Here is a 23738-nt window from a genome sequence, read left to right as displayed (position 1 = left end):
AAGATTGTTTAAATGAGGTAGCATGCAATTTGCGTCGTTAAGACAGGTCATCGTCTTTAGTTTTCTTATCGCGCTTGTTCCGCTGGGGATTTTGCTCCTGCAAAGCCGTACGGCATTGAGCAGTATGAGTAAAATCGCTTCTACTGAAGCCGAATATGCCATTGAGCTTACACGTAAGATGAGCGAAGTAGAAACTATGGCATCCAACATTGAGCGTAATGTTCGGCAATTCAATGTTATTCAAAACCCTGAGCTTAAGTCTCTGTTGTCTCAATATTACGCCAGAAGCAAAGGGCTGTTTGCCGGGATATGCAATGAACTTGAAAAGCAGGCGAATTGTCAGGACATGCAAAATCGCCTGAATTGGTTTGAGAATAATCAGATCGTATTAGATGAATTGCTACTTAATGCGCAACTGGCGGCCTTCAGGCAAGCGCTGAGCGCCATTGGAAAAGACGTCGATCGTCATTTAGAAAAGCGTATTCAAGGTCATAAAGTGTTCGTGAGTACGGTTCAACAAACCCAGTTTTGGTCAACTGTGTTGATGGTAGGGCTATCGTTACCTCTTATCTGGTTTGCCACGCGCGTGATACTCTCTCCTGTTGAGAAGATCGAACGAATGATTGGCATGATTGCTAATCAAGCCGAAAAGCTGCCTAAAGTGTCTAAGCGTGGGCCAAAAGAATTAATTGAAGTTGAACATAAGTTGAGCAACTTGTCTGACCGTCTTATTCAGTTAGAAAATTTACGTAAAGCACTGCTTAGGCATGCATCTCATGAGTTGAAAACGCCTTTGGCGAGTATGAAAGAAGGATGTTCGTTACTTTCTGATGAGATAGTGGGTGAGTTAAGTGATTCCCAAAAAGAAGTGGTCACGTTATTAAATGGTGCTGCCGAAAGGCTCAATACGCTGATTGAGCAGCTGCTCGACTACAATATGTTACTCCAGCAGGCTAAACCTGAATATACGCAGGTAGATCCACAGCAACTTATTGATGTGTTCATGGCAGATAATTCCCTTGCTATCAAGCAAAATAGCAACCCTATTGAATTGGATTTAAATGTGCCGTCTATGGTGGTTGATGAAAAGCTATTCAGGCGAATTTTAGACAACCTGCTGTCTAATGCGTTAGCACATGGTGCGAAATCCTCACCTGTGTATATCAAATTGTATGTACATAAAAAACACGTGGTATTAGATGTGGCAAATCGAGGGCGAAAGATTGAGCAGGAAATGCGCCAGTCTGTATTTACGCCTTTCAAACGCGGTGAAGGATATCGCCATGACCGCGTAACGGGATCTGGATTGGGCTTATCCATCGTCGCAGATTGCGCTCGAATGATGCATGGTCATGCTGAAATTGTTGATGTAGATTATGCTGATGTGTGTGTACGAGTCACTTTGCCTCAAAATGGAGAGAGTCAATGAAGTACAAGTTTATTACTTGTGCGCTTGGCCTACTTATTTCAGGATGCGAAATAACTAACGGAAATAATGTAGCCGCAGCGAAAGAAGAAAATCAGTGTGTGTTTATCTCAATGCAAGCCGCCGAACATACTGAAGATGAGATAGATGATGGTTATCGAAGCGAAGTATGTGACTTCGCTTACTGGACACAATTCTGGCTTGATGGGTTCAAACTTGATTGGCAAACAAGGAAAGAAACCTTAATAGGACTAGGTGATTCACCTGAAGAAAAGTTGAAAAAAGTGCTGCTGAGTCAGGCTGCAAATACGCCTTATCAAGACCGTTTACGAGCCGTGAATTGGGCGACTGATTTGCTACCTACGTTATCACCTAAAATGTCAGCGTTCATTGAGCATAATGTGATTGCGGTTAGCCAGCAAATGTTGGAGCTAGAATCTGCTGTGACGGTATTGAGCCGGCTTAACGCCGCTGCAGAGAAGCAAATTGAAGAGCAGGCGGAGCGAATTGCTCAACAGCAAGCCAAAATTGAAAAGTTAATGAAAATAGAGGCGTCTATGGTGCCTCGAGGAGACGGAAGTAATCAATGAGTCTTAATCATAACGTGAATGATGCACGCATTTTACTTGTCGATGACGACGAGAACCTATTGCGCTTAATGACGCTTAGGCTTGAAGGTGAAGGTTATCAAGTAGATAGTGTTAATGGCGGCAAAGATGCCTTAAAAATGCTAAACACCCATTCTTATGCAGCTGTGCTCAGTGACTTGAGAATGCCAGGCATGGATGGCATGACCTTGTACGAAGAAATTGTGGCGTTGCGAAAAGACATTCCCGTTATATTAATGACTGCACATGGCACGATAGAAGACGCGGTGTCTGCTACTCAGCGGGGAGTATTTGGCTTTTTGACTAAGCCTATTTCCCACGATTCATTGCGCGAGTTACTCTCAAATGCGCTGAAACAACGCCAATCAGCAGCAAGAGAAGACTGGTGTGCACATATTATTACACGCTCGGTACAGATGGAGCAGTTACTAGATCAGGCACACCGCGTTGCGCAAAGAGATGTGAGTGTATTGATCTCCGGTGCCAGTGGGACGGGGAAGGAGTTGCTTGCTCGTGCCTTGCATAAGGCGAGTAAGCGTGCTGATAAACCTTTTGTTGCCATTAACTGCGGTGCGTTACCCGAAAATTTACTTGAATCTGAGTTGTTTGGGCATTCAAAGGGGGCATTTACTGGCGCCGTGAATGCGCATGCCGGGCTGTTTCGTGAAGCTGAAGGCGGCACTTTGTTCCTTGATGAAATTGGTGATATGCCGATTCCGTTGCAAGTGAAGTTATTAAGAGCCATTCAAGAACGGCAGATTCGGCCTGTTGGGAGCACTAAACAAGTTCCTATTGATGTCAGAATCATTTCTGCTACCCATAAAGATCTGGCTCAGGAAATGGCCGATAACGCCTTTCGTGAAGATTTGTATTACCGCCTCAATGTTGTCAATTTAAAGTTGCCAACGTTACGAGAGCGTTCGGAAGATATTCCACTATTGGCTCGTTATCTTTTAGAGCAAAGCGCAGAGCGTCATGATGTAGAAGCGAATCGTTTTTCAGACGATGCATTGCAAATGCTAGCGACAGCACCTTGGCCGGGCAATGTCAGGCAGCTGGTTAATGTGGTTGAGCAGTGTGTCGCACTAACGCATACGCCTGTGATCCCTGTACATTTGGTAGAACAGGCACTGTCTGCATCGGAACAAAAATGGCCAACGTTGACTGAGGCCAGAGATGCATTTGAACACAGCTATTTACTGAAGCTGCTTAAGATGACCGAAGGGAATGTGACCCGTGCGGCTGAGTTGGCAGGTCGAAATCGGACAGACATGCACAAGCTCATGAAAAAACACAGTTTGCAATCGGCCGACTTCCGACAAGAAGCGGTCGCTATTTAACCGGCGCGCCAGTTTCTTTTCATATCTCTCGCGGTATTTTTTCGACAATCGCGAGCTGAAAAAGGTCAGCGCGCTTTGTTGGGCCATTATTTGTGCAGCAAAGCGCGACTGACTTTCACCTTTCGCTGATTTTTTGGTCAAACGGGCCGATCACCTACTGTGCATTTAAATCGGTTCGTTTATACTATTCGGCTTATTCATACTTATGTTAACACACATGCGTGTCTGTAAACGCGCAACAGAGGCACAGTTCATGCGAACAGATTATTGCGGCAATATCAACGCATCTCATATCGGACAGGAAGTCACACTTTGTGGCTGGGTAAACAAGCGACGCGACCTTGGTGGGGTTATCTTTTTAGACTTACGCGATCGTGAAGGCATTGTACAAGTCGTTTACGACCCTGATCTAGAAGCGCTTTTTAATGTCGCGAACAGTGTTCGTAACGAGTTTTGTGTTCAGATAAAGGGTTTGGTGCGCGCGCGTCCAGAAGGGCAAATTAATAAAGACATGCGCACGGGTGAAATCGAGATTCTAGGTAAAGACTTAGTGATTCTGAACAAGGCTGCCGTATTGCCGCTTGACTGGAATCAAGAGAATAGCGAAGAGCAACGTTTAAAATACCGTTATTTGGATTTGCGTAGACCGCTCATGTCTGACCGCCTTAAATTCCGTGCCCGTGTTACCAGCGCGGTACGTAACTATCTAGAAAATGACGGTTTCTTGGATATCGAAACGCCAATTCTCACTAAAGCTACCCCTGAAGGCGCGCGTGACTACTTGGTTCCAAGCCGCACGCACAAAGGCCAGTTCTTTGCTTTGCCTCAATCTCCGCAGCTATTCAAGCAGTTGCTAATGATGTCGGGAATGGACCGTTATTATCAAATCGTTAAATGCTTCCGTGATGAAGATTTACGCGCAGATAGACAGCCTGAATTTACTCAAATCGATATTGAAACCACATTTCTCGACGCCGAAGGCGTAATGAATATCACAGAAGGCATGATTCGCGATTTATTCATGAAGATGCTAAATGTAGATTTAGGTGAGTTTCCTCGCATGACTTACGCCGACGCAATGCGCCGTTTCGGTAGCGATAAGCCTGATTTACGTAACCCACTTGAGCTAGTGGATGTTGCAGATATTCTCAAAGACGTAGAATTCAAAGTATTCTCTGGACCTGCAAATGATGAAAAAGGACGCGTAACAGTCATACGTGTGCCGGGTGGAGCGTCGTTGTCGCGTAAACAAATCGACGATTACGGTAAGTTTGTTGGCATTTATGGTGCTAAAGGCCTGGCTTGGCTGAAAGTGAATGATAAATCGGCAGGCATGGACGGCTTACAGTCTCCCATCCTTAAGTTCTTGAATGAAACTGTTGTGAATGAACTGTTAGCGAGAACGCAAGCTGAAACAGGCGACATCATTTTGTTTGGTGCAGACAATGCAACAGTAGTTTCGGAGGCAATGGGCGCTTTACGCTTGAAGTTAGGTGAAGATTTTGATCTTCTAGAGGGAGAGTGGCGTCCGCTTTGGGTGGTCGACTTCCCAATGTTTGAAGAGGTTGACGGCCAACTACACGCTTTGCACCACCCGTTTACTGCGCCAAGAGATATGACCCCAGAAGAGCTTGCAAATGACGCTGCCAACGCTATTTCCAACGCGTATGATATGGTACTAAATGGCGTGGAATTAGGCGGCGGTTCTGTTCGTATTCATGACCAGGCTATGCAAGCTGAGGTGTTCCGCTTATTGGGTATCTCAGATGAAGAAGCCGAAGTGAAATTTGGCTTCCTACTCGAAGCACTAAAATTCGGTGCGCCACCTCATGCTGGATTAGCCTTTGGGCTAGACCGTTTAGTGATGCTAATGACAGGGACGACGTCTATTCGCGATGTCATGGCGTTTCCAAAAACCACCACCGCGGCGTGCCCACTGACTGACGCTCCAGGAGAGGCAAACCCTCAGCAATTAGAAGAGTTGGCGATTCAGTCAACAGTGAAAAACGACGAATAAGTACACACTTGGCGTCATATAAACGTCCTGAGTCTGTGTTGGTTGTGTTATATGACCAACACGGGCGCGTTCTCTTGCTTCAGCGTGAAGATGATCCCACTTTCTGGCAATCTGTAACAGGATCTATGGAAAATGGTGAATTACCAATAGATACCGCGTACAGAGAAGTGGCAGAAGAAACTGGGTTAGACTTAGTCTCACTTAACATCCCAATTATTGACTGCGGCAAAACCAACGAGTATGTCATTAGAAAAGCCTGGATACATCGCTATCCACCAGGAACCACTACCAACATCGAACATGTTTTTCGTGCGCAAATAGACTCAGCCTTCATCTTAACGCTTACTGAGCACTTGGATTTTATTTGGTTGGATAAGCCGACAGCAATACGCAAGGCGTGGTCTGATACAAATAAAAGCGCAATAGCAACCTTCATTCCCTGAATACGGATTACCACTCGGAGAGCACTATGGCCGGACATAGTAAATGGGCGAACATTAAACATCGTAAGGCAGCGCAAGATGCTAAGCGAGGAAAAATTTTTACAAAGTTGATTCGCGAGCTCGTTGTGTCGGCTAGGGAAGGAGGGGACGATCCCACATCTAATCCCAGACTCCGAGCTGCAATTGACAAGGCGCTGTCGAACAATATGAAGCGAGACACCATAGATAATGCGGTTGCGCGTGGTGCGGGGAATCTTGATGGCGACGCTATGGAGAGTATTGTCTATGAAGGATACGGTCCATCAGGCACGGCGATTATGGTAGAAACCTTGACAGACAATCGCAACCGCACAGTCAGTGCGGTCAGACATGCGTTTTCGAAACATGGCGGTAATTTAGGCACGGATGGTTCGGTATCGTACTTGTTTACTAAATTGGGTGTGATTACTTTTGATGATATGGCACTGGAAGAACGTATTATGGACGCTGCGCTCGACGCTGGTGCAGAAGATGTAGTAGTAGAAAATCAAGAGGTAGTGCACGTGTACACACAACCTGATGATTTCGGCAAAATTAAAGACTATTTGGATCAACAAAAGTTAGTCGCTATTCATGCGGAAGTGACAATGGTGCCATCGACTAAAGTGGAACTAGACGGAGACAATGCAGCGTTATTTATGACGCTAATTGATATGTTGGAAGACATTGATGACGTACAGGAAGTGTATTCAAATGCATCAATGTTAGATAATCCTAGTGAATAAGCATCTCGGAGAGTTTGGTGGCAATAATACTCGGCATTGATCCCGGTTCTCGTATTACGGGATACGGCGTAGTTAAACAGGTTGGTGCGAAAATGGAATATGTGGCGAGCGGCTGCATTCGAGTAAAAGGCGAAGAGCTTGCTGGTCGCCTAAACCAAATATTTAATGGTGTGAGTGAAATTATTGCTCAGTATCAACCTCAACTCTTTGCGATTGAGCAAGTATTTATGGCTAAAAATCCCGACTCCGCGCTAAAGTTGGGACAAGCAAGAGGCGCAGCCATTGTTGCTGCAACCTGTGCGCAGTTGCCTGTTGCAGAATATTCTGCGCGGCAGATAAAACAGTCGGTAGTTGGCAAAGGCAGCGCCGATAAAACTCAGGTACAACATATGGTGATGCATTTACTTAAACTTAGTGCATCGCCTCAAGCCGACGCTGCTGATGCGTTGGCAGTTGCTTTATGCCACGGTCACACCCAGCAAAGCTTAATTAGTATGGCAGGTCAAGCACGCAAAGTGGTGCGTGGTAGATTGAGATAAGTTAACAGTAGAGACACACATTATGATTGGCAGAATACGTGGCACACTCATTGAGAAAACGCCCCCTGAAATTGTGATTGAAGCTTCGGGTGTGGGGTATGAAATTCAATTACCCATGACCAGCTTCTATAATTTGCCGACAGTCGGCGAAGAAGCAACCATTTTCACACACTTTATTGTAAGAGAAGATGCACAGTTATTATTTGGTTTTGCAGATAAAGGCGCTCGAGCTCTATTCAGAGAGTTGATTAAAGTGAATGGTGTTGGGCCTAAGTTAGCGTTAACCATTTTATCTGGTATGTCTGCAGAGCAATTTGTTCAATGCGTTAGTCATGATGACGTGTCGGGGCTTGTAAAGTTACCGGGTGTTGGCAAGAAAACTGCCGAACGATTAGTGGTTGAAATGCGCGATAGACTTAAGAAGTTTACCATTTCAGGTACTGAGTCAGATTTACCGATAATGCAAGAACAGGAGCAAGGCTCTACGTTTGTTATGGCAGATGATGCCAGAGAAGAAGCCTTAAGTGCACTGGTGGCGCTCGGCTATAAGCCGCAGCAAGCGAGTAAAATGGTGCAGTCAGTGTTTAAAGATGATATGAGTAGCGAAGCGCTAATTCGAGAATCTTTACGTTCAGTGGCGTAGTTCGCGCTATACATTGGTAAAATTATCCTGTATAAGAATACAGTGTTTGATTAAGTGTAAAATAACATGATAGAAGCAGATCGTATAGTACACGCTGGTGCGAGCAATGAAGATGACGTGATTGATCGTGCCATCCGGCCAAAAATGTTGGAAGATTATAGCGGTCAGGATCATGTTAGAGAGCAAATGGATATTTTTATTCAGGCGGCTCGCAATCGAAATGACGCGCTTGATCATTTGCTTATTTTTGGGCCGCCGGGGCTAGGTAAAACCACGTTGGCCAATATTGTTGCCAACGAAATGGGCGTAAGTATTAAAACAACATCTGGCCCGGTGTTGGAAAAGGCTGGTGATTTGGCCGCGCTACTCACTAACCTTGAAGAAAATGATGTCTTATTTATAGACGAAATACATCGGTTAAGCCCTGTTGTTGAGGAAGTACTATATCCAGCAATGGAAGACTATCAGTTAGATATCATGATAGGAGAAGGGCCAGCGGCCCGTTCAATCAAACTTGATTTACCGCCTTTCACCTTAGTGGGCGCTACGACTCGAGCGGGCTCACTCACATCTCCTTTACGTGATCGATTTGGTATCGTGCAACGGCTGGAATATTACAACGTTCAAGACTTAACCAATATTGTTTCTCGTTCTGCAAAATATTTAAATCTGCACATGGATGAAGACGGAGCCATCGAAGTTGCCAGGCGCGCCAGAGGAACACCTAGAATTGCCAATAGATTATTGCGCCGAGTAAGAGACTATGCAGAAATTAAAGCCAATGGGCAAATTAATGCAGACGTTGCAGCAAGAGCGCTTGATATGCTTGATGTCGATAAGGAAGGGTTCGACTATATGGACAGAAAGCTACTTGTTGCCATTCTAGATAAGTTTATGGGCGGGCCTGTTGGTTTAGATAATCTAGCGGCAGCTATTGGCGAGGAAAAAGACACCATTGAAGATGTGATTGAGCCCTTCTTAATTCAACAGGGTTTTCTGCAAAGAACTCCAAGAGGTCGTATCGCCACGCAACGCGCCTATACACATTTCGGATTTACGCCGCAAGATTAGTGTGCAATGGAGGCGTTGCACTCTATTCTCTCATATGGGGTTAGCAGGTTTTGCTGCGACTTGAGATTGCGTTAATAGAATGACCCACTGGTTGCGACGCTTTGTGTAAAACAACCCATCATCACGAGCAGATTCACTCTTTCAGGCAACAGTAAAGTACAGAGAATGAGATTGCATGTCTAATATCATTCAGAAAAACCAATCTAATGTAGCAAATCGAAGACAAAAAAAAGCCCGCGAAATTCGCGGGCAAAGCAACAAGTGTTGAAGGAAGGAAAAAATTTCCAGGGAACAAATATGTCAACAGGAGAATTGACAACTGCATCTGTCTATCGACTGATTTGATAATCTCGCGCTAGCTCAGAAAACAAGGTGTATTTTACGGATGTAATAAATCTACACAACTGAGAAAAATTGTTTTTTCAGATTACAAAAACTAATGAATAGATGCGTATGATATTCTAGGGAAGTTTTTTACATGACGACTGATGCTTATTAATCCCTTTATAATTAAGGGGTTTTATATATTGATTAAATAATGTTCTATTAATATATGTATTGTGAAAAAAATGTAAACACCTCTTCTAAATTCATGCTGGCTGAATAATGATTCATGCCTAACACTCTTTTTATTGACCTTCTGGTCTGATCTGTTTGCGTGTGCTGAGCTATTAACTCCTTGTATCTCTTTGATTTTTTCCAACTGGACTGTTTAAGTGCAGATTTACTTGGTATTCTCCAACAGTATTCATAGCGTTGACATACTTATTCGTAATTTATGTATCAAATTTTAAGTTGGAAAGAATCTTGCTTAAGAGACTTAAGAGGCTTGAGAGATAACAACGTACGACTTATGGGTTAATGTAAAGACAACATGAATGACTATTTTCATGAGGGTAGAGAGCAAGTATCGAAATGTCCAATGTAGTTAAACATACTATGCCAGTTAGGGTGTATTACGAAGATACGGATGCTGGCGGAATTGTTTATTATGCCAATTACTTGAAGTTTTTAGAACGAGCGCGAACAGAGTGGTTGAGAGAAATGGGCTTTGAACAAGATCAACTATTGGAACAATCTGTTGGTTTTGTCGTCAAACACGTGGAAATGGACAATATTCGCGCTGCACGGTTCAACGAAATCTTGAGTATTCACAGCCAGATAGTAGAATTGAAGCGCGCAAGCGTCGTTTTTTTTCAACAAATAAATAATGCTAACAATCAATGTCTGGTAAAAGCGACAATTAAAGTCGCATGCATCAACTTCAGTATTATGAAGCCATGTAAAATTCCAGATGCAATTTTAGGGGAAATGTCTCGTGTCGTCTGAGTTATCCTTTTTTGACCTGTTTCTTCAGGCAAGCTTTCTTGTTCAACTAGTTATGCTAACACTACTCGCTGTGTCAGTTATTTCTTGGGCTTTTATTTTCCAACGCAGTAAAGCGTTAAAAGATGCAAAAAGTGAAATGAAAAAGTTTGAAGATAAATTCTGGTCAGGTGTTGATCTTAACAAGCTATATCAAGAGCTGTCTGCGCGTTCTTCTGTACAAGGTATGGCAAGTTTGTTTTGTTCGGGTTTCAAAGAGTATGTACGTTTAAGAAAAGCGGGTACAGCATCGTCAGATGCAGTTATGGATGGAACATACAGAGCCATGCGGGTAAGTCTCTCGCGTGAAGTCGACGCACTGGAAAGTCACTTACCGTTTTTGGCTACCGCTGGGTCGATTAGTCCGTATATTGGGTTATTTGGAACAGTTTGGGGGATCATGAACGCATTTATCGCGTTGGGTGAAGTGCAACAAGCCACACTTGCGATGGTTGCTCCTGGCATTGCTGAAGCGCTTATTGCTACGGCAATGGGCTTGTTCGCCGCCATTCCTGCGGTTATCGCTTACAACCGTTTTAGCCATCAAGTTGAACGTCTCGAAAACAGTTATGGCAACTTTATGGAAGAGTTTTCTAGTATTTTGCACCGACAAGCTCACGCACAGCAACGTGTTAGTCAGGAAGCCACTGCGTAAGGAATTGCTATGTTTGTAAGAAAACGCAGACGGCCAGTCTCAGAAATCAATGTGGTACCTTATATTGATGTTATGCTGGTTTTGTTGATTATTTTTATGGTCACTGCGCCGTTGGTAACACAAGGGGTAAAAGTGGATTTGCCCAAGGCTGACGCGCAGCCATTAGCGGAAGAAACTAAACCTCCTATTATTGCATCTGTGAACGCCAGTGGTGAGTATTTCCTCAACGTCGGTGAGTCACAAGATTCACCATTGGATCCTGTAGATTTAGCAACTATTGTTGCAGCACAACTTAAGTTGGAGCCTACCACCCCTGTAGTCGTCAAAGGCGATGGTACAGTGCCATACAACAATGTTGTGCAACTGATGGTGTTATTGCAAAGAGCAGGCGTTCCTTCTGTAGGACTCATGACGGACTCGCCAGAAGAGAAGAAGTAATTTATGGGGAATGTCTCACCCTTTTGGTTGAAATCTGCGTTATTGCACTTATGTATAGTCGGAGTGCTGGTGACCAGTGTTAATTTTCATACGCCCGAGCCAGCCCCAGAATTGGCAATGAATATCATGCCCATTGAAGCGGTAATGATTGAGCAATCGCAAGTTGATGAAATCTTCAAGAAAATTGAAGATGAGAAACGTGCTAAACAACGTGAAGAAAGGCGTAAAGCGGAAGCCGCTGAGCGTAAAAAGCAAGAGGAGCGCGAGCGCAGGCTGCGAGCCGAAAAAGAGAAGCAAAGACAGGCAGAAGCGCGGCGTCAGAAGGCGCAAGCGGCCGCTGAAGCAAAGAAGCGTGAAGCAGAAAAAAGGCAAGCTGAGGCCCGTGAAAAAGAGCGATTGAAGAAAGAAGCTGAAAAGAAAAAGGCAGAGGAAATCGCTCGCAAAGAAAAAGAAAAGAAAGAAAAGGCACGTAAAGAGGCAGAAGAAAAAGCCAAGCGAGAAGCTGAGAAAAAAATGCTGGAAGCGGAGGCTCGCAGAGTTGAAGAACAGTTGCTTCAGGAGCAGCTTCAAGCAGAGCAAGCAATACGCAGTAGGCAGCGACGCCAGCAGGTTTTAACTGAAGTACAGCGATACACCGCATTGATTAGCAATACGATTAAGCAAAAGTGGATTGTTGATGATTCTATGAAAGGCACATCATGCCGGTTGAATATCAAGTTGGCTTCCAATGGTTTAGTGGTGGACGTAAAGGTCTTGAAAGGGAGTGATAGAATATGTCGGGCCTCTGAGAATGCTGTGCTAAGTGCAGTCACGTTGCCTGTACCTAAAGATCCGGAAGTATTTGAAGAGTTTAGAAGTTTTAATTTAACCATGAGTCAGTAAGGTACATGTTAAAAAAGATATTGGTTCTTATGACCGCGTTGGTCAGCATACAAGCGAAAGCGACATTAGAGATTGTAATTACCGAGGGTATCGATACGGCACGGCCAATTGGCGTTGTACCATTTCGTTGGAAAGGCGAAGGTGTGATGCCCGAGCGTCTGACAAACATTGTGTCAGCCGATTTACGAAGAAGTGGAAAGTTTAATCCGCTTGATGCGTCGAGAATGCCTCAGTTTCCAAGCCAAGACTCGGAAGTAGACTATAGCATATGGGCCGAAGCCGGCGTTGAAGCCATTGTGGTGGGGAGCGTCGAAGAGCAAGGCATGGATCGTTATAAAGTCTCTGTTGAAGTCATTGATGTAATTCGTGGGCAGATTACTGGCGGTCGCTCACAGGCGCTGAGCAATGGGCGTTTAGTAAACAGCCAAGATCATGTCTTTGACTCGTGGCAAGCGGTGATTAGTGGTGATGAATTCAGGCAATACGCGCACAGAATCAGCGATATTGTGTATGAACAGCTCACGGGAGAAAAAGGCGCATTTTTGACTCGAATTGCATATGTGATTGTGCGAGACAGAGAAAAATTTGATTTTCCCTATCAGTTAGTGGTTGCGGACTATGATGGCGCTAACGAAACCATTTTATTGCGCTCTAAAGAACCATTGATGTCTCCCTCGTGGTCGCCTGATGGCAAACAGCTTGCGTACGTTAGTTTTGAAAGCAAGAAACCACAAATTTTTATTCAAGACATCTATACTATGAGTCGAACTCGAATAACTGATTTTCCTGGTATAAATGGTGCTCCGGTTTTTTCTCCAGATGGAAAACAACTCGCGATGGTATTGTCGAAAGACGGCAATCCTGAAATTTATATTATGGATTTACGTTCTAAGCAGTTGCGTCGAATTACCAAAAATAGGTCGATTGATACTGAGCCAGGTTGGACACCTGACGGTAAGAGCTTGATTTTTACGTCAGAACGGGGTGGTAAACCTCAACTTTATCGCGTAAATTTAGCTAATAACAAAATTAGGCGTATTACGTTTGATGGCGAAATGAACTTAGGGGGAACGGTAACACCGAATGGAAATCAACTGGTGTTGGTGAATCGCACCCGAGGAAACTATCATATCGCTAAACAAGATTTGGAAAATGGCAATATGCAAGTGCTGACGAAGACATTTTTAGATGAGTCACCTAGCATTGCCCCGAATGGAAGCATGATCATATATAGTACTTTGCATCAGAACGTACAGGTGTTGTCACTTGTCTCGTTGGATGGAAGGTTTAAAGCACGCTTACCTGCTGCCAATGGCCAGGTTAAGTCGCCAAGCTGGTCACCGTTTTTACTGTAAACGCTTGGCACACAGAATTAGAACTTAGATAACTATAAGGATTAAGAGGATGCAACTTAATAAAGTTTTCAAAGGCATGCTGATCGCTTTGCCAGTTGTAACAATGATGGCTTGTTCGTCTAACAATGCGGATGAGATGTCAGAAGCTGAAGCAAACCGTGCTGCACAAGAGCAGGCTGAAATGGAGCGTCAGCGTCGCGAAGCAGAAGCTGCTGCAGTTGCAAATGCAGCCAAGCCAGTTATGTCTGCAACTGAAATGCGCGAGCAAAAACTCCAAGAGCTTCGCAATGAGCAAGTTGTTTACTTCGATTTTGATCGCTCAGCGATCCGTTCTGATGCGTATCCAATTCTAGACAAGCACGCAGACTTCCTAATTAAAAATCCTAACCAAAAGATTGTGATTGAAGGTCACTGTGATGAGCGTGGCACGCCTGAATACAATATCGCTCTGGGTGAGCGCCGTGCAAAATCTGTAGAAACTTACTTGGTTAATGCAGGCGTTAACCCTAGTCAGTTATCTGTTGTATCTTACGGTGAAGAAAAGCCAGCTGTTGTTGGTGGTGGACAATCTGCATTTGCTAAGAACCGCCGTGGTGTTTTAGTTTATCAATAGAATAGAAATATATGATTATTCGCACATTAGCGTGTAGTCTTTTACTTTCTACGGGGGCCGCTGTAATAGCGGCTCCTGCGCCTGTATCAGACGTTAACACGAATAGTATTGATCAGCGTATCGAAACACTTGAGCGCATGGTTAATGCCCGTACAGGGGCACAGCATCGTGTTCAGGAGCAACTTGATACCTTGCAAGATGAAGTAAACGAACTACGAGGCACGTTAGAAAAGCACAACTATCAGCTCGAAAACATACTCCAACGCCAGCGAGAGTTATACCTAGAAATAGATAAACGCATCGCAGCGGTCACAAGTGCCAGTGTACAATCTGCTGTACCATCACAGGGGAATGTCAGTACTGCGAACAGTGTTGCATCATATGCATCGTTAGATGAGTCATCATTGTACGATAAAGCCGTCAATCTGATTTTAAAAGAAAAGAAGTACGATGAAGCGATTCCAGAGTTTCAGCGTTTCTTAAATCAGTACCCTAATTCAAGTTTTGCCCCTAACGCGCATTATTGGCTAGGTCAGCTATTGTTTAATAAACAAGACTGGTCAGGCGCGAGTGAACAATTTCAAGTGCTCATTGCAACGTATCCTGATTCTAATAAACGCGCAGATGCGATTTTTAAATTGGGTGTTGTAGAGCAAAAGCGCGGAAATGTAGCAAGAGCTAAACAGTTATATGAGCAAGTCATGAATGAATACCCTGACTCTGCGTCAAAAAAATTAGCTGAAACGCGTCTAAGAAGTTTGAATTAACAATAGGTTGGGGCGGTAGATTACACATCATTATGTTGCCTTTAGGTTAAATGTGTTGCAAAAGTCAGGCTTTTTGCATGATTTATAGGCAAACAATCGTTAAGTGCAAAAAAAACTTCATATTTGGCTTGCATGCAAAATTTAAATAAGTAATATATGCCGCCGTTGCCGAGGGGTAACAAAGAAAGCGGGTCGTTAGCTCAGTTGGTAGAGCAGTTGACTTTTAATCAATTGGTCGCTGGTTCGAATCCAGCACGACCCACCACTTTCTCATATTGCCTAAATTGATGGGTCGTTAGCTCAGTTGGTAGAGCAGTTGACTTTTAATCAATTGGTCGCTGGTTCGAATCCAGCACGACCCACCATCATCAGGCAATATATGATAGCTTTATTCTCGACAGGTTATCATTTCTAATTGAATGGGTCGTTAGCTCAGTTGGTAGAGCAGTTGACTTTTAATCAATTGGTCGCTGGTTCGAATCCAGCACGACCCACCATTCTTTTAAAATTATTTTCTTCCTTATCTTGCTTTAATTACTTTACGCCAAATTTTTAAATTTCCCGTATTTCATGTATAATGCGCGCCCAATTCAATGAGGTGTATGCTAGAGAGTCTTATGGGTCAGCCAATTCGAGTCGAGCCAATCGATTATCCTTTTCCTGCCAAGCCAAAAACATTGACTGAGCAAGAAAAGCAACATTATGTCAATCAGATCAAAGCGCTGTTAAAGGAGCGTAATGCTGTGCTAGTTGCACATTATTATACCGATCCTGAAATACAAGCGCTTGCCGAAGAAACGGGTGGGTGTATCTCTGATTCTCTTGAAATGGCTCGCTATGGTCGAGACAGTGAAGCGCAAACTCTGATTGTTGCAGGTGTTCGTTTTATGGGGGAAACGGCAAAGATTCTGAGCCCAGAAAAGACGGTGTTAATGCCGACACTTGAAGCCACGTGCTCCCTTGATTTGGGTTGTCCTATAGACGAATTTAGCCAGTTCTGTGATGCGCACCCAGACCATACCGTCGTTGTTTACGCGAATACATCTGCCGCTGTGAAAGCGCGCGCAGATTGGGTTGTGACATCCAGTATTGCGCTTGAAGTCGTAGAGCACTTAGAAGCCGAAGGCAAGCCTATTATTTGGGGGCCAGATCGCCATCTAGGGTCTTATATTGCCAAAGAAACTGGCGCTGACATGTTAATGTGGCAAGGCGAGTGTATCGTTCATGACGAGTTCTCAGCCAAGGCCCTCAAAGATATGAAGCATCTTCATCCTGATGCGGCGGTTCTTGTTCACCCTGAGTCACCGGCCAGTGTCGTAGAAATGGCCGATGCGGTTGGTTCAACGACACAGTTAATCAAAGCCAGTCAAACATTACCAAATGAAAAGTTTATTGTTGCAACTGATCGAGGCATTTTTTACAAGATGCAGCAGTTGGAGCCAAACAAGACCTTTTTAGAAGCGCCAACGGGCGGTAACGGTGCAACGTGTAAAAGTTGTGCTCATTGCCCTTGGATGGCAATGAACGGCCTTGAAGCTATATACAAAGCGTTGACGGATAATACAGGGCATGAAATCTTTGTTGACGCTGACCTTCGTGAAAAAGCGCTGATTCCATTAAATCGTATGTTAGATTTTTCTGCCTCTAACAAATTGGCTGTAAAAGGGAATGCGTAAACATAGCAAGTAAAAACATGGTGCTGAATTGGTGGCAATATAAGCAACCAAGCTGTGGCCAGTGTTTTCTGCTTGATTATCGCGTGCCTTTTCCCTAATATACGCGGCCTGTTTGCAACGCAAACTACCATATTTAAGGTGAGGTGTCCGAGTGGCTGAAGGAGCACGCCTGGAAAGTGTGTATACGGAAACGTATCGAGGGTTCGAATCCCTCCCTCACCGCCACATACATAAAACCCGCAAATGCGGGTTTTTTTGTATGTAGGTATGGGAGATTTTGATGAGAGCCCTAGGGTTCGAGCCGAGGCTGAGTTGGCGTGAGCCAAACTGCCGAGACAACAACGCCACTGGGCGTTGGCCCGCAGGATGAGTCGCGAGCGACGAATAATCCCTCCCTCACCGCCAAATTATCGACAGGCCCCGAATTATCTAGGGGACTCGTCTTAACGACGTTGGCCAACTGCACAAAGGCGATATACCAGCAAAAAACGGCGTCCACTATATAAACGTACGACGGGGAGAGGGGCGTTCGGTTAAGACAAATAGCTCACCGACATATCCCCCTACATTATCACCTTATAGAGCTTGGCTTCCTCGACATCGTGTCCGACTCGAGGGATTGACCTTTGTTCCCCGAGGTTCCCGTCGGGAAATATAATCGTCCGGGCGATAAGTTAAGTTCTTGGTGGTCGCCTTTAGTTAGGAGCTTTGGAGTCGACTCCAAAGCTCCGGCCCACGAGTTCCGTCACACGATAAAGTCCGAGTTTCGTTCCTTGGGGGGCCCGGATAGTGTTAGTGACCGCATATCGGGCCATAGTCCGAAGAACGAAGGGGCCGGTTATGGCGGTGTTACTTTGGTCTCGAGCAAAAGAGATATCGGCCGCATAGAACGAATCGAAATTCAGCGAATTTACAAGGGCGATAACGTGACAGAAGGTGGCCCACGAAATTCGATCTTGATGCTCTTACTGAGAGGCTAACAAGTTGTTAGGAACAAATCATGCCTCTATTTGTTAGCCCTATGTGCAGCAAGTTTTTTAACATTTGAAATAGCCCCGTCAATAACACTGATCGCGAACTTCGCATTAAATCTATTGTTGGATGGGCATTTTATTCGCTTGTAATCCGAGTTAATCGTTATGTTTTCACACCAAGCAACTATCTCTTCGCGCGCCTTTTCATCGAAAGTAATATCAAGTTCATCTAAGCGTTCGCCAACAGTAAGATACTGTGAAGTGTCTTCGCCGTAAGACTCAATTTGTTTTACACGATCGTCGAGTGCGCCGAATTTTGTATTTACTTCATCCTCGAGTTTGTCTTGACGCGTAATGGTATCTGCTAACAATCTCGAGTTTTGCGCCAAAAGCTCCGCCATTTGGGAAAGGGATGAACCTGTATTCTCGGGCGCGGGATAAGTTCCAAACTTCACAATTGAGGGAACAACGTCATGAAAAAGCCATTTCTGGAACTTTCTGGAAGCCTTACTTTTATCGACCGAGATAATTCTGTATAGGCCTGGATGTGTAACGAACAATTCCGTCTCGTTATCATATCTGGCGTTTTCGACCGGGCGCTCAATATATTCATCCTTATCAAGGGTTGATGAAACCGTTCTAATTATCGAAGGGATAGCAGCCTGACGGTTTTGCTCGCCAAGTTCCTCATTTTCCTTTGATAAAGTTTTCACGACGTCTACTAGAGAGACATGGACTATTTCGCCAACTTGAACAGTCCTAATTTTAGATTCGCCACTCTCTCCTTTGTAACTTATGTTAATTAACTCACTACCCACTCAATATCCCTCCGTTTTGGTCTTACGAATCCGCGTGGCCCCAGTTTAGGTCTGGAGCCTTCTTTTTTCGTTGATAGTTTAACACGTTTCATGCATTTAGGTTTTAATTGCTGTTTATTTAGCTTAGTAACCTTCACTGTTACAGGTTTACATTGAGCATTAAGTCATAAATTTAAGAGGAAAAAGGTTTGAGTTTAATCCTCGACTCCATCACGCAAGTTGCGTGATGGAGTAATGGGGAGATTTTGATGAGAACCCTTGGGTTCGAGCCGAGGCTGAGTTGGCGTTAGCCAAAACTGCCGTAGTCAACCAAAGGTGCTCGTGTAGGGGCGGGGTTGTGCCGTCCTTTTGATCCCCGCGCAGCTACCTCGAAGTGAAATGGTATTGACCCAATCGTCAAGCAAATTCCAACAGTGTGAGAAAGGCCTCCATGCCCCTCACACTGTCTCGCCTATGACGATAATTGTGCCTTGCTTACCTGCCGATGGGTTTATTTCACCTAAATCGGGTGAAGGGATCTCTTTGAATTCGCGCTGTGGTAACGTAGTTATCATTATTGAGTTACGGACTATAGTGATAGACCTTTGTTTAAAGGGTGTGCCTGCCCTTCAGATTACGATTTTTTTCATGCAACCTATTTACTTGGCGTTGGGCTTATCGACCTGACTTCTGATGTAATCTCGCCATCTTTAAATTTATGTGTCAGCTTGTCACCTTCTTTGACTTGCGTGACGGTGTTAACAATTTCATCGTCTTTAAATGCGATATTGTAACCTCTCGCCATCGTGGCTAACGGACTGACTGAGTGCATTAATTGGCTGATACCATTCAGCTGTTGGTCAGCGCGGTTAAGCTGAGATAACATGGCATGTTTAATCCGTTCATTCGCTGTACTTAAGCGTTCAATATGTTTAGCGACTTGCCTGTCTGGTGAACGATTAAGTAAACGATGCTCGATAGTGTTAAGTCGACGTCGTTCCTTAGATATGCAGCTATCCAATGCCGACTTCAAACTCAGCGAAATATTGTCCAAACGTTGGGCTTGCTGCATCAATCGTGTGCGAGGGTGTACATGCTGGAGGCGCTGTCCCGCCAGCTTGTGAGTGTGTTTTACTCGTGCGAGCTGATTAAATATGGCTTGATTTAAACGATTATATTGTTTCTGTATTCGATACAGGGTTTCACTTCTATCGCTGCTGACCAATTCTGCCGCTGCGGATGGAGTAGGGGCCCTAATGTCGGCAACGAAATCAGCAATAGTGACATCCGTTTCATGCCCTACCGCGCTAATAATGGGGAGTGTGGCGCTAAAAATTGCGCGTGCTACGCGTTCATCGTTAAAGGCCCATAGATCTTCCATTGAGCCGCCTCCGCGCCCAACGATCAAAATGTCAGTTTCATTTCTTTGATCCGCTTGCTGTATTGCTTGAGCAATGGCATCTGGTGCCGATTCACCTTGTACTAAGGTTGGGTAAACGATGATTTCGATAGCAGGATTACGCCGATTTAGCACCGTAAGCATATCGTGCAGGGCTGCACCAGAAGGCGACGTAATCACGCCAATTTTGGTGGGGTGAGCAGGCAGCAGCTTCTTTAAATGCTGAGAGAAAAGGCCTTCTGCAGATAAGGCCAGTTTGAGTGCTTCGAACTGTTGTTTGAGCAACCCAGTTCCCTCTGGCTCAATGTGCTCCACAATCATTTGATAATCACCGCGTGGTTCATACAGACTAATATTGGCTCTAACTAGCACTTTATCGCCTTCTTTAGGGCGAGTTTGCACGCGCGTGTTGGCATTACGAAACATTGCCCCTTTAACCTGCGCTTTGCTATCTTTCAGGGTGAAGTACCAGTGCCCAGAGGCGGCGGCGACAAAATTTGAGATTTCTCCAGTTAACCAGATTTGCCCTATTTCAGATTCCAGTATTGTACGTGCGAGTTTATTTAACTTACTTACAGTAAAGATATTTCTGGTGGGCGTTGAAGATGTATACAACCTAGACCTCAAATTTTTTTATATTTAGTGGAAGAAGTTAGTTTACCTTAAAAAATAAAACCGCTACAATTGCGCCGCAACTAAAACCACCCACTTTAAAGGTAAAGTTGCATGTTGAGGATAGCTAAAGAAGCTCTTACGTTCGATGATGTGTTGTTGGTGCCTGGCCATTCAACCGTTCTTCCTCACACCGCCAGTCTGAAAACACGACTTACACGCGGTGTTACTCTTAACATCCCTTTGGTTTCTGCTGCAATGGACACTGTTTCAGAAGCAACCCTCGCGATTGCATTGGCGCAAGAAGGCGGAATGGGATTCATTCATAAAAACATGCCAGCTGAAGAACAAGCTAAACACGTTCGTATGGTTAAAAAGTACGAAAGTGGCGTTGTTTCTGATCCTGTCACAGTGGACGCGGGTGCTACCATTGGTGAAGTGAACGCACTATCTCAACAACATGGCTTTTCTGGCTTCCCGGTTGTTGATAATGAAAATAATCTAATTGGTATTGTCACTGGGCGTGACCTGCGCTTTGAGCAGCATTTAGATAAGGCAGTGACCAGTGTGATGACGCCAAAAGAGCGGTTGGTAACCGTTCAAGAAGGGGCGAACTCTGAGCAAGTGCTTGCCTTGATGCACGAGCATCGCGTTGAAAAAATTCTGGTTGTTGATGATGCGTTTAAGCTTAAAGGCTTGATTACCGTTAAAGACTTCAAAAAAGCAGAAAGCAAACCTAACGCATGTAAAGATGAGTTGGGTCGTTTACGCGTTGGTGCAGCCGTAGGTGTTGGGCCAGGTACTGATGAACGCATTGCGCTGCTAGTAAAAGCGGGAGTTGATGTACTATTGATTGACACCTCTCATGGTCACAGTGAAGGCGTTTTGGAGCGCGTACGCGCAACACGTGAAGCCTATCCCGACCTTCAAATCATTGCTGGCAATGTTGCAACGGCAGAAGGTGCGATTGCGTTGGCTGATGCTGGTGTTGATGCGGTTAAGGTGGGAATCGGCCCAGGTTCTATTTGTACAACGCGCATTGTTACGGGATGTGGTGTACCGCAGATTACGGCTATTTCTGATGCTGCTGAAGCGATGAAAGCGCGTGATATTCCCGTAATTGCTGATGGCGGCATTCGTTTTTCTGGCGACATTGCGAAGGCCCTCGTAGCTGGGGCGAGCTCTGTCATGGTGGGCAGCATGTTGGCGGGAACAGAAGAAGCGCCTGGCGAGGTGGAGCTTTACCAAGGCCGCTACTATAAATCTTATCGTGGTATGGGGTCTTTGGGTGCCATGAATCAAAGTAACGGGTCATCTGATCGCTATTTCCAAGACAGTAAAAATGCTGAAAAACTGGTACCTGAAGGTATTGAAGGTCGCGTCGCGTATAAAGGCCCTATTGCCAACATTATACATCAGCAAATGGGCGGGCTTCGTTCTGCGATGGGGTTAACGGGTAGCAGCACTATCGATGAATTGCGCACCAAGCCGCAATTTGTGCGAGTAACAGCTGCGGGCATGGGGGAATCTCACGTTCATGATGTGAGTATTACCAAAGAAGCGCCTAATTACCGCATGGGCTAACAATCAAAAAGGCTGACGTGTGTCAGCCTTTTTACTATCTAATTCAACTGACTGAAAGGTCAGGTTCTTGTTGTTTCGTTTTAACGGGTAGGGTAAATGACCACAAATATTCATGATCAGCGCATCCTTATATTAGATTTTGGCTCGCAATATACGCAGTTAATCGCAAGACGTATTCGTGAAATCGGAGTGTACTGCGAACTCTGGGCGTGGGATGTAACGGAAGCGCAAATTCGTGAGTTCAATCCTCAAGGCATTATTTTATCAGGTGGCCCAGAGTCGGTTCCCGCAGAGGGCTCGCCTCGTGCGCCAGAATATGTATTTAAGGCAGGTGTGCCTGTTTTGGGAATTTGCTACGGCATGCAAACTATGGCGGCGCAACTAGGCGGTGCGGTGCAGGGGTCTGATATTCGTGAATTTGGTTATGCAAAAGTAGAAAAAATTGAAGATAGTCCGCTGTTTGCAAATATAGAAGATCATGTTTCAGATAATGGTAAAGGCCTATTGGATGTGTGGATGAGTCACGGAGATAAAGTGTCTCAGATTCCTGAAGGGTTCAAGACCATTGCGCGTACACCAAGCTGTCCACATGCGGCTATGGAAGATACCAATCGCCGTTTTTACGGGGTGCAGTTCCATCCCGAAGTGACTCACACTCGACAGGGCATGCGCATTTTATCGCATTTTATTGAAGATATTTGTCAGTGTGAAAAATTATGGACGCCCGCGTCAATTATCGACGATGCGGTCGAGCGAATTAAAGCACAAGTGCAAGATGATGAAGTTATTTTGGGGTTATCTGGTGGCGTGGACTCATCAGTGACGGCAATGCTCTTGCATCGTGCTATTGGTGATAAGTTGACGTGTGTGTTTGTCGACAATGGCTTGTTGCGTCTTAATGAAGGCCAACAAGTGATGGACATGTTCGGCGACCACTTTGGGCTGAATATCATCAAAGTCGACGCGGAAGAACGTTTTTTATCCGCGCTTAAGGGCGAGGAAGATCCAGAGAAAAAACGTAAAATTATCGGACACGAGTTTGTTCAGGTATTTGATGAGCAAGCGAGTCAGCGTGTAAACGCAAAATGGCTGGCACAAGGCACAATTTATCCTGACGTAATTGAGTCTGCTGGATCGGCAACAGGTAAAGCGCACGTTATTAAATCTCATCATAACGTAGGCGGATTGCCAGAGGATATGGAGCTTGGTCTGGTGGAGCCATTGCGTGAATTATTTAAGGATGAAGTACGCAAAATTGGCCTTGAACTAGGCTTGCCATACGATATGCTGTATCGCCATCCGTTTCCTGGACCCGGCTTAGGCGTGCGTGTTCTTGGCGAAATCAAGAAAGAGTATTGTGATTTATTGCGCCGTGCAGATGCTATTTTTATAGAAGAGCTACACGCGGCAGATTTATATCATAAAGTAAGCCAAGCCTTTACCGTGTTCTTACCTGTTCGCTCAGTGGGTGTAATGGGAGATGCACGCAAATATGATTGGGTCGTGTCGCTACGCGCGGTGGAAACAATCGACTTTATGACAGCTCATTGGGCACACCTACCTTACGATTTCTTAGGTAATGTTTCTAACCGAATTATCAATGAAGTAGATGGTATCTCACGCGTAGTTTACGACATCTCTGGTAAGCCACCAGCCACAATAGAGTGGGAATAACGTTTCTTGATAAAGCCAGGTTTTACCCTGTCTCTTAAACACCAATCCCTGCTAAGTAATTAGCGGGGATTTTTTTGATTTAAATAAAACCGACCA

21 protein-coding genes, 4 tRNA genes and 1 other RNA gene are annotated in these 23738 nt (G+C 44.8%); 24 read left to right on the top strand and 2 right to left on the bottom strand.

The window, feature by feature from the left end; genetic code table 11:
- The first annotated feature begins 22 nt into the window (after nucleotides 1–22).
- From OE749_RS12725 to OE749_RS12620, 22 genes are all read left to right on the top strand, one after another.
- Nucleotides 23–1429, top strand: coding sequence for a sensor histidine kinase (locus OE749_RS12725; protein ID WP_263712843.1), 1407 nt, complete (start codon nucleotides 23–25; stop codon nucleotides 1427–1429).
- Nucleotides 1426–2016 carry a hypothetical protein gene (locus tag OE749_RS12720; RefSeq protein ID WP_263712842.1) on the top strand — a complete coding sequence of 197 codons (591 nt, stop codon included), beginning with the start codon at nucleotides 1426–1428 and terminating at the stop codon, nucleotides 2014–2016. Before OE749_RS12725 ends, OE749_RS12720 begins: the two co-directional genes overlap by 4 nt.
- On the top strand, nucleotides 2013–3374 hold the full coding sequence (locus OE749_RS12715; protein ID WP_263712841.1) for a sigma 54-interacting transcriptional regulator: 1362 nt from the start codon (nucleotides 2013–2015) through the stop codon (nucleotides 3372–3374). The genes OE749_RS12720 and OE749_RS12715 overlap by 4 nt, the downstream gene beginning before the upstream one ends.
- A gap of 253 nt (nucleotides 3375–3627) precedes the next feature.
- Nucleotides 3628–5391, top strand: a complete 1764-nt coding sequence (gene aspS, locus OE749_RS12710) for an aspartate--tRNA ligase (RefSeq protein WP_263712840.1) — start codon at nucleotides 3628–3630, stop codon at nucleotides 5389–5391.
- 8 nt (nucleotides 5392–5399) lie between these two features.
- Complete coding sequence (gene nudB / locus OE749_RS12705; RefSeq protein WP_263712839.1) at nucleotides 5400–5834, top strand: dihydroneopterin triphosphate diphosphatase; 435 nt, start codon at nucleotides 5400–5402, stop codon at nucleotides 5832–5834.
- Between the two features lie 26 nt (nucleotides 5835–5860).
- Entirely contained in the window at nucleotides 5861–6598 is a 738-nt protein-coding gene (locus OE749_RS12700) for a YebC/PmpR family DNA-binding transcriptional regulator (RefSeq protein ID WP_263712838.1), read from the top strand.
- 17 nt (nucleotides 6599–6615) lie between these two features.
- Nucleotides 6616–7137 (top strand): crossover junction endodeoxyribonuclease RuvC, encoded by a 522-nt coding sequence (gene ruvC / locus OE749_RS12695; RefSeq protein ID WP_263712837.1) that lies wholly within the window; start codon nucleotides 6616–6618, stop codon nucleotides 7135–7137.
- A gap of 22 nt (nucleotides 7138–7159) precedes the next feature.
- On the top strand, nucleotides 7160–7780 hold the full coding sequence (gene ruvA, locus OE749_RS12690; protein ID WP_263712836.1) for a Holliday junction branch migration protein RuvA: 621 nt from the start codon (nucleotides 7160–7162) through the stop codon (nucleotides 7778–7780).
- Nucleotides 7781–7846: 66 nt separating this feature from the next.
- A complete protein-coding gene (gene ruvB / locus OE749_RS12685; RefSeq protein WP_263712835.1) occupies nucleotides 7847–8851 on the top strand; it encodes a Holliday junction branch migration DNA helicase RuvB in 1005 nt (334 codons plus the stop codon).
- 915 nt (nucleotides 8852–9766) lie between these two features.
- Nucleotides 9767–10180: a tol-pal system-associated acyl-CoA thioesterase gene (ybgC, locus tag OE749_RS12680; protein WP_263712834.1), complete on the top strand. Its 414-nt coding sequence runs from the start codon at nucleotides 9767–9769 to the stop codon at nucleotides 10178–10180.
- Nucleotides 10170–10871, top strand: a complete 702-nt coding sequence (gene tolQ / locus OE749_RS12675; protein ID WP_263712833.1) for a protein TolQ — start codon at nucleotides 10170–10172, stop codon at nucleotides 10869–10871. Before ybgC ends, tolQ begins: the two co-directional genes overlap by 11 nt.
- 9 nt (nucleotides 10872–10880) lie before the next feature.
- Nucleotides 10881–11309, top strand: coding sequence for a protein TolR (gene tolR, locus OE749_RS12670; protein WP_263712832.1), 429 nt, complete (start codon nucleotides 10881–10883; stop codon nucleotides 11307–11309).
- A gap of 69 nt (nucleotides 11310–11378) precedes the next feature.
- Nucleotides 11379–12191 carry a cell envelope integrity protein TolA gene (tolA, locus tag OE749_RS12665; RefSeq protein WP_263712831.1) on the top strand — a complete coding sequence of 271 codons (813 nt, stop codon included), beginning with the start codon at nucleotides 11379–11381 and terminating at the stop codon, nucleotides 12189–12191.
- 5 nt (nucleotides 12192–12196) lie between these two features.
- On the top strand, nucleotides 12197–13546 hold the full coding sequence (gene tolB, locus OE749_RS12660) for a Tol-Pal system beta propeller repeat protein TolB (protein WP_263712830.1): 1350 nt from the start codon (nucleotides 12197–12199) through the stop codon (nucleotides 13544–13546).
- A gap of 49 nt (nucleotides 13547–13595) precedes the next feature.
- Complete coding sequence (gene pal / locus OE749_RS12655) at nucleotides 13596–14159, top strand: peptidoglycan-associated lipoprotein Pal (protein WP_263712829.1); 564 nt, start codon at nucleotides 13596–13598, stop codon at nucleotides 14157–14159.
- A gap of 11 nt (nucleotides 14160–14170) precedes the next feature.
- A complete protein-coding gene (gene ybgF / locus OE749_RS12650; protein ID WP_263712828.1) occupies nucleotides 14171–14926 on the top strand; it encodes a tol-pal system protein YbgF in 756 nt (251 codons plus the stop codon).
- A gap of 189 nt (nucleotides 14927–15115) precedes the next feature.
- A tRNA-Lys gene (locus tag OE749_RS12645) sits at nucleotides 15116–15191 on the top strand.
- A gap of 24 nt (nucleotides 15192–15215) precedes the next feature.
- Nucleotides 15216–15291 (top strand) — tRNA-Lys (locus OE749_RS12640).
- A 56-nt stretch (nucleotides 15292–15347) separates the two neighbouring features.
- Nucleotides 15348–15423: transfer RNA gene (locus tag OE749_RS12635), tRNA-Lys, on the top strand.
- A gap of 120 nt (nucleotides 15424–15543) precedes the next feature.
- Nucleotides 15544–16602, top strand: coding sequence for a quinolinate synthase NadA (nadA, locus tag OE749_RS12630; RefSeq protein WP_263712827.1), 1059 nt, complete (start codon nucleotides 15544–15546; stop codon nucleotides 16600–16602).
- A 137-nt stretch (nucleotides 16603–16739) separates the two neighbouring features.
- Nucleotides 16740–16827: transfer RNA gene (locus OE749_RS12625), tRNA-Ser, on the top strand.
- A 30-nt stretch (nucleotides 16828–16857) separates the two neighbouring features.
- Nucleotides 16858–17007: non-coding RNA, RtT sRNA (locus tag OE749_RS12620), on the top strand.
- A 601-nt stretch (nucleotides 17008–17608) separates the two neighbouring features.
- Here OE749_RS12620 and OE749_RS12615 read toward each other — a convergent pair.
- On the bottom strand, nucleotides 17609–18394 hold the full coding sequence (locus OE749_RS12615) for a BRO family protein (protein WP_263712826.1): 786 nt from the start codon (nucleotides 18392–18394) through the stop codon (nucleotides 17609–17611).
- A 634-nt stretch (nucleotides 18395–19028) separates the two neighbouring features.
- Entirely contained in the window at nucleotides 19029–20387 is a 1359-nt protein-coding gene (xseA, locus tag OE749_RS12610) for an exodeoxyribonuclease VII large subunit (RefSeq protein WP_263712825.1), read from the bottom strand.
- A gap of 111 nt (nucleotides 20388–20498) precedes the next feature.
- Between xseA and guaB the strand changes: the two genes are divergently transcribed.
- The gene (guaB, locus tag OE749_RS12605; protein ID WP_263712824.1) at nucleotides 20499–21968 is read left to right on the top strand and encodes an IMP dehydrogenase; all 1470 of its coding nucleotides are present in this window, start codon (nucleotides 20499–20501) and stop codon (nucleotides 21966–21968) included.
- A 96-nt stretch (nucleotides 21969–22064) separates the two neighbouring features.
- Nucleotides 22065–23642: a glutamine-hydrolyzing GMP synthase gene (gene guaA, locus OE749_RS12600; RefSeq protein WP_263712823.1), complete on the top strand. Its 1578-nt coding sequence runs from the start codon at nucleotides 22065–22067 to the stop codon at nucleotides 23640–23642.
- Nucleotides 23643–23738 lie beyond the last annotated feature (96 nt).

It is taken from the genome of Fluctibacter corallii, assembly GCF_025751585.1.
Classification (GTDB): Bacteria; Pseudomonadota; Gammaproteobacteria; order Enterobacterales; family Alteromonadaceae; genus Fluctibacter_A; species Fluctibacter_A corallii.
The sequence above is the reverse complement of the archived record's forward strand: the minus strand, read 5'-3'. Positions and strand labels throughout refer to the sequence as shown.

Bases quoted from the DNA above. Each gene is read 5' to 3' on its own strand.
- OE749_RS12725 (WP_263712843.1), top strand. From the start codon at position 23: ATGCAATTTGCGTCGTTAAGACAGGTCATCGTCTTTAGTTTTCTTATC.
- OE749_RS12720 (WP_263712842.1), top strand. From the start codon at position 1,426: ATGAAGTACAAGTTTATTACTTGTGCGCTTGGCCTACTTATTTCAGGA.
- OE749_RS12715 (WP_263712841.1), top strand. From the start codon at position 2,013: ATGAGTCTTAATCATAACGTGAATGATGCACGCATTTTACTTGTCGAT.
- aspS (WP_263712840.1), top strand. From the start codon at position 3,628: ATGCGAACAGATTATTGCGGCAATATCAACGCATCTCATATCGGACAG.
- OE749_RS12700 (WP_263712838.1), top strand. From the start codon at position 5,861: ATGGCCGGACATAGTAAATGGGCGAACATTAAACATCGTAAGGCAGCG.
- ruvA (WP_263712836.1), top strand. From the start codon at position 7,160: ATGATTGGCAGAATACGTGGCACACTCATTGAGAAAACGCCCCCTGAA.
- ruvB (WP_263712835.1), top strand. From the start codon at position 7,847: ATGATAGAAGCAGATCGTATAGTACACGCTGGTGCGAGCAATGAAGAT.
- ybgC (WP_263712834.1), top strand. From the start codon at position 9,767: ATGTCCAATGTAGTTAAACATACTATGCCAGTTAGGGTGTATTACGAA.
- tolR (WP_263712832.1), top strand. From the start codon at position 10,881: ATGTTTGTAAGAAAACGCAGACGGCCAGTCTCAGAAATCAATGTGGTA.
- tolB (WP_263712830.1), top strand. From the start codon at position 12,197: ATGTTAAAAAAGATATTGGTTCTTATGACCGCGTTGGTCAGCATACAA.
- pal (WP_263712829.1), top strand. From the start codon at position 13,596: ATGCAACTTAATAAAGTTTTCAAAGGCATGCTGATCGCTTTGCCAGTT.
- ybgF (WP_263712828.1), top strand. From the start codon at position 14,171: ATGATTATTCGCACATTAGCGTGTAGTCTTTTACTTTCTACGGGGGCC.
- nadA (WP_263712827.1), top strand. From the start codon at position 15,544: ATGGGTCAGCCAATTCGAGTCGAGCCAATCGATTATCCTTTTCCTGCC.
- guaB (WP_263712824.1), top strand. From the start codon at position 20,499: ATGTTGAGGATAGCTAAAGAAGCTCTTACGTTCGATGATGTGTTGTTG.
- guaA (WP_263712823.1), top strand. From the start codon at position 22,065: ATGACCACAAATATTCATGATCAGCGCATCCTTATATTAGATTTTGGC.